General features: G+C 74.9%; 6 protein-coding genes. 1 reads left to right on the top strand and 5 read right to left on the bottom strand.

Annotated elements, in window-relative coordinates; translation table 11 throughout:
- A partial coding sequence (locus G3I41_RS07470) for a 3-hydroxyacyl-CoA dehydrogenase NAD-binding domain-containing protein (RefSeq protein WP_239081516.1) occupies positions 1 to 972 on the bottom strand: 972 nt, incomplete at its 3' end.
- Positions 973 to 1,120: 148 nt separating this feature from the next.
- Here G3I41_RS07470 and G3I41_RS07465 point away from each other — a divergent pair.
- Complete coding sequence (locus G3I41_RS07465; RefSeq protein WP_164399512.1) at positions 1,121 to 2,017, top strand: LysR family transcriptional regulator; 897 nt, start codon at positions 1,121 to 1,123, stop codon at positions 2,015 to 2,017.
- 1 nt (position 2,018) lies between these two features.
- Here the strand turns inward: G3I41_RS07465 and G3I41_RS07460 are convergent, their stop codons facing one another.
- From G3I41_RS07460 to G3I41_RS07445, 4 genes are all read right to left on the bottom strand, one after another.
- The gene (locus G3I41_RS07460) at positions 2,019 to 3,002 is read right to left on the bottom strand and encodes a hypothetical protein (RefSeq protein ID WP_164399511.1); all 984 of its coding nucleotides are present in this window, start codon (positions 3,000 to 3,002) and stop codon (positions 2,019 to 2,021) included.
- A complete protein-coding gene (locus G3I41_RS07455) occupies positions 2,995 to 3,549 on the bottom strand; it encodes a GAF domain-containing protein (RefSeq protein ID WP_203600455.1) in 555 nt (184 codons plus the stop codon). Before G3I41_RS07455 ends, G3I41_RS07460 begins: the two co-directional genes overlap by 8 nt.
- On the bottom strand, positions 3,533 to 4,408 hold the full coding sequence (locus G3I41_RS07450; protein WP_164399510.1) for a S8 family serine peptidase: 876 nt from the start codon (positions 4,406 to 4,408) through the stop codon (positions 3,533 to 3,535). The genes G3I41_RS07455 and G3I41_RS07450 overlap by 17 nt, the downstream gene beginning before the upstream one ends.
- Positions 4,405 to 4,679, bottom strand: a 275-nt coding sequence (locus tag G3I41_RS07445) for a hypothetical protein (RefSeq protein ID WP_164399509.1), incomplete at its 5' end; no start/stop codon positions are given. The genes G3I41_RS07445 and G3I41_RS07450, both read right to left, overlap by 4 nt.

The raw sequence follows: 4,679 nt of genomic DNA, 5'->3' as shown, positions 1-4,679 counted from the left end.
CGAGGCCAGCGCCTCGCGGAGCGCGGCCGCCTCGGCCTCCCGCGCGGGGTCCGGTGCGAAGACGTGCACCGGGCGGTCCGCGTCCCCGGTGACCGGCGCCTCCGGCGCGGGGCCCGCGGCCTCGGGTCCGTACGCGTACCAGCCGCGGCCGGTCTTGCGGCCGTGCAGCCCGGCCGCCACCCGGTTCGGGGTGAGGAAGGAGGGGCGGAGCCGGTCCTCGTGACGGAAGCCCTCCCAGATCGAGTCGATGACGGCGGCCGTCACATCGAGCCCGGTGAGGTCCATCAGCTCGAACGGGCCCATCCGCAGCCCCAGTACGTCGCGCGCGATCCGGTCGATGTCCGCCGGCTCCCCGACGCTCTCCTCCAGGAGCGCCAGCGCCTCCGTCACCAGGCCGCGCCCGGCGTGGTTGATCAGGAAGCCCGGGGTGTCCGCGACCGTCACCGCGCGGTGGCCGCAGCCCTCCACGAGCGAGGTGAGCAGTGGCGGGATCTCCGGCCGGGTCGCCGCGCCCGGCACCACCTCCACGATCCGCATCAGCGGCACCGGGTTGAAGAAGTGCAGCCCGGCCAGGCGTGACGGATCCTCCAGCGCGGCGGCGATCCGGGTCACCGACAACGAGGAGGTGTTGGTGGCGAACACGGCGGAGGCGGGCAGCGCCCGCTCCAGGCGGCCGAACACCTCGGCCTTGGTCGCCAGGTCCTCGCGCACGGCCTCGATCACCAGCTCCACGCCGGGGCCCGCCGCCCACGGGTCGTCCAGCGGGACCAGCCTCGCCGCCGCCGACTCCGCGTCCGCCGCCGCCATCCGCCCCTTGGCCACGGCCCGGTCCAGCATGGAGCGTACGAAGGCGACGGCGTCCGCCACCGCCTCGGCGCGTACGTCGCACAGCTCGACGGTGTGTCCGGCCGATGCCGCCCACTGGGCGATTCCTCGGCCCATGGCTCCGGCGCCGACGATCCTGATACGCATGCGGGTCACGGTCCTCTCACTGGGGCGGGCCGGGTGCCCGCGCTGCCGACGCTTTCAGCGGCTTTGATCGCCGTCCAATACCGAATTAGGCTCGGACCGAGACGCCGGAACAATCAATGACGCGGACGGGCCCGGGGGAGGGGACGGCATGGAGCTGCGCCACCTCGCCGCGTTCCTCGCCGTGGCGGAGGAACTGCACTTCGGCCGCGCCGCCAAGCGCCTCCGGATGGCGCAGCCGCCGCTGAGCCAGCAGATCCGCCGCCTGGAGAAGGAGCTCGGCGTCCAGCTCTTCGAACGCAACACCCGCTCGGTGCGGCTCACCAGCGCGGGGGAGTCCTTCCTCCAGCCGGTGCGGACCGTGCTGGACGACCTGGACACGGCGGTACGGGCCGCGAGGGCGGCCGGACAGGGCGCGTACGGCAGGGTCCGCATCGGCTTCGCGGGCGCCTCCAGCCACGAGACGCTGCCGCTGCTGACCCGGGCGGTGCGGGCCGCCCACCCGGGCATCGAGCTGGTCATGACCGGCCAGACCTACGCCGACGTGGCGCTCGCCCGGGTCGCCGACGGCTCGCTCGACCTGGGGTTCGTCCGGCTCCCGGTGACGCGGCCGGGTGTGAGCTGCCGGGTGATCGACGAGGAGGAACTGGTGTGCGCCCTGCCCCTCGACCATCCGCTCGCCGGCCGCCCCGAGATCCCGCTGGACGCGCTGGCCGGGGAGCCCTTCGTCGCGTTCCCCGCCAACACCGGCTCCACCGTGCGGGACGCGATGACCGAGGCGTGCGAGGCGGCCGGATTCACCCCGCGCGTGGTGCAGGAGGCGCCGGACTCGTACACCATCCTGGCGCTGGTCGCGGCGGGTGTCGGGGTGACCCTGACCGTCACCTCCGTCCAGCACATCCGGCTCAGCGGCCTGGTCTACCGCCCGCTGGCCGGTCCGCCGATCCGTCGGCAGCCGGCGCTCGCCTGGCGGACGGACAATCCGTCGGCCGCCCTGCGCGCGGTGCTGGAGGTGGCGGAGCGGGCGCTGCCCACCCCGGGCGGCTGACTCAGCCCGCGCGCCCCGCGCCGAGGAAGGCGAGCAGGCTGACGGCCGCCGGGCGGGCGTCCCCGACGGCGGTCCGGTGAAGGTCCCGCACGGTCCGTACGACGGCCCGGGTCACCACGTCGGTACCGGCCTCGCGCTCGAACCAGTGCCAGTCGCCGTGGGCGTTCATCTCCAGGAACACGGGCTCCTCCCCGGTCCAGAGAAAGTCGAAGGCCCCGTAGACGGCGCCGCAGTCCCCGGCCAGGGCGCGCGCCGCCGAGGCCACGGCGTCCGGAGGACGGACCCGCCGTACGCGCACCTCGCCGGGGCGGGTCCAGAGGTCCTCGGGACGCTCCTTGGCCACCTCAAAGGCGTGCAGCTCGTCCCCGGCGAGGTAGACCCGGTACTCCGCGTCGTGTTCGACGTACTCCTGGAGCACCACCGGTGTGGAGCGGGGCAGTCCCGGCACACCGGTGAGCCGGTCGCGGTCCAGGACGCGCGGCAGGTACCAGGCGAGCCGGCCGGGGGACGGCTCCACGTAGTGCCGGTCGAGGACCTTGAGCACGTACCGCTCGGCGGGGAGCAGCCCGGCCGCGTCCGCCGGGTCGGTGGTGACCAGTCCGCGCGGGACGCGCACACCGAGCGCCCGCGCCCGGTCCCGCTGCACCAGCTGCCCCGGGTCGTCGGCGCCGATGGCGGCCGGGGAGGCCAGGGCCAGCTGCCGGGCCAGTGCCGCCCAGGCGTCCCGGTGCGCCATCCGCCCGCCGGCCGCCCCGGCCGGAGACGCGGCCCGGGGCGAGAAGTGGCGCACCCAGGTCACCGTCGGGGCGAACCGGTGCCCGTCCAGGGTCAGTACGCCGTCCGGCCCGTGGACCGCCCGGACGTCCGCCAGGCGGTCCGCGTCGAGCCGGTGCACCGGCACGCCGATCCGCCGGAGCAGGCCGGCCACCTCGGCGGCCTCCCCGTCGCCGCGTCTGGTGAGGAGCAGGACGCAGCGCTCAGCCATGGGTCGGGGCCAGCAGCGATTCCGCCATCTCCAGGAGCCGCAGCGCCTTGTCGGACCGGTTGCTGGGCTCGGCGGCGCGCAGCCGGGTGAGCAGTTCCAGCCCGATCGCGGCCTGGTCGGCGAGCAGCCCGAGCAGTTCGACGTCGGCCATCTCCCGTACGCCGTTCGCCCCCCGGTCCAGTACCTCCAGGACGCCGACGCACTCGTCGTCGCCGAACAGCGGAGCGGCCATGATGCTGTCCGGTACGTACCCGGTGGAGGCGGCGGCCTCGCCCGAGAAGTGCCGCGACTCGCGCAGGTCGTCCACGAGCATCGACTGACCCGACGCGGCGACCCAGCCCGCGATGCCGGTTCCCGCCGGGAAGCGCGTACCGACGAGCTGGCCGTCTCCCTCGCCGGCCACGGCCTCGAAGACCAGGTCGCCGGTCTCCGGGTCGATGAGGAAGATCGAGGAGGCCGCCGCGCCGAAGGCGTGGCGCGCGACTTCCACGACGGACTGAAGCAGGCGGCGCTCCACGGGCGTCGCGGCGTCAACGGAATTCGTCATGCGCACCTCCAAGTCGACCGGTGGTGTTCCCGGCGCAGAGGAACAGCACCGTCTTCAGCTGGAACGGCGTGAGCCAGGGGTGCTTGCCGAGGATCAGCGCGCACAGGCCCGAGATGTGCGGTGCGGCGAAGCTGTTGCCGGTCGAGCGGATGGTGCCGCCACCGGGCCACGCCACGGGCACGCGTACACCGCGCGCGTGGAACTCCACGGGCGGCGAGGGGTTGTAGTAGTACGTCAGGGGGTCGTCCTCGTCGTGGCTCGCGACGGAGACCACCGAGGAGAACGACCAGGGATAGCTGGGTACCGGCCGGTTGTGCGCGGAGACGACGAGCACGCACCGGCGGAAGTAGGCCCGGTCGGCGAGCTCGTGGAGTTGCGCGGTCAGGGCGGGCCGGGTCGTCGCCAGACTCAGGTTGATGACGTCGAAGTCCTGCTCGACGGCCCACGAGAGACCGGCGATGAGGGCCGGGCCGCTGCCGGTCTTCCCGTCGGTCAGCACCTGGACGGACGAGAGCGAGACCCCCGGCGCGACGGACCTGATCACCCCGGCGCAGGCGGTGCCGTGGCCGGCGCGGTCGGTGGCCTCGCACGGCACCATCTCCACCCCGCCGGCCTCGTCCGGCACGGCCGTCACGGCCAGGTCGACCGGGCCGACCATCGGATGGCCGCCCTCGATCCCGCTGTCCACGACGCACACCCGGACCCCGGAACCGTCGGCGCCGCCCCAGGCCCACTCGGGCGAGACCGAGTCCATGGGGACGGACGCGAACCCCTCCGCCGTCTGGACCCGGGTCGCGCCCCAGGCCGGGACGCCCGGGGTGTAGGCCCGCGGAGGCCGTCTCCAGGGCGGATCGCTCATCGCTTCTCCTCCAGCTCGGCCAGCCACGCCCGTACCGTCCTGGCGGGGAGCACGGCCTCCTTCGCCGTCAGCGCGGCCAGCGCGCGCCCGGCCGCACGCCGGGCGCGCACCGGTTCGCCCACGGCGTCCAGCACCCGGGCCGCCTCGGACCACACGTCGCCGATGAGGCACGGGTCGTCGGTGCCGTCCACGGCGGCGGTGGCGCGCTCGGCGTCCCCGACGGCCTCCCCGTACGCCCCGGCCCGCGCCCGCACCCGCGCCCGCAGCGCCA

It is taken from the genome of Streptomyces sp. SID9727, from assembly GCF_010550605.1.
Classification (GTDB): Bacteria; Actinomycetota; Actinomycetes; order Streptomycetales; family Streptomycetaceae; genus Streptomyces.
Note: the sequence above shows the minus strand (reverse complement) of the source record. Positions and strands in the feature narration are given on the sequence as shown.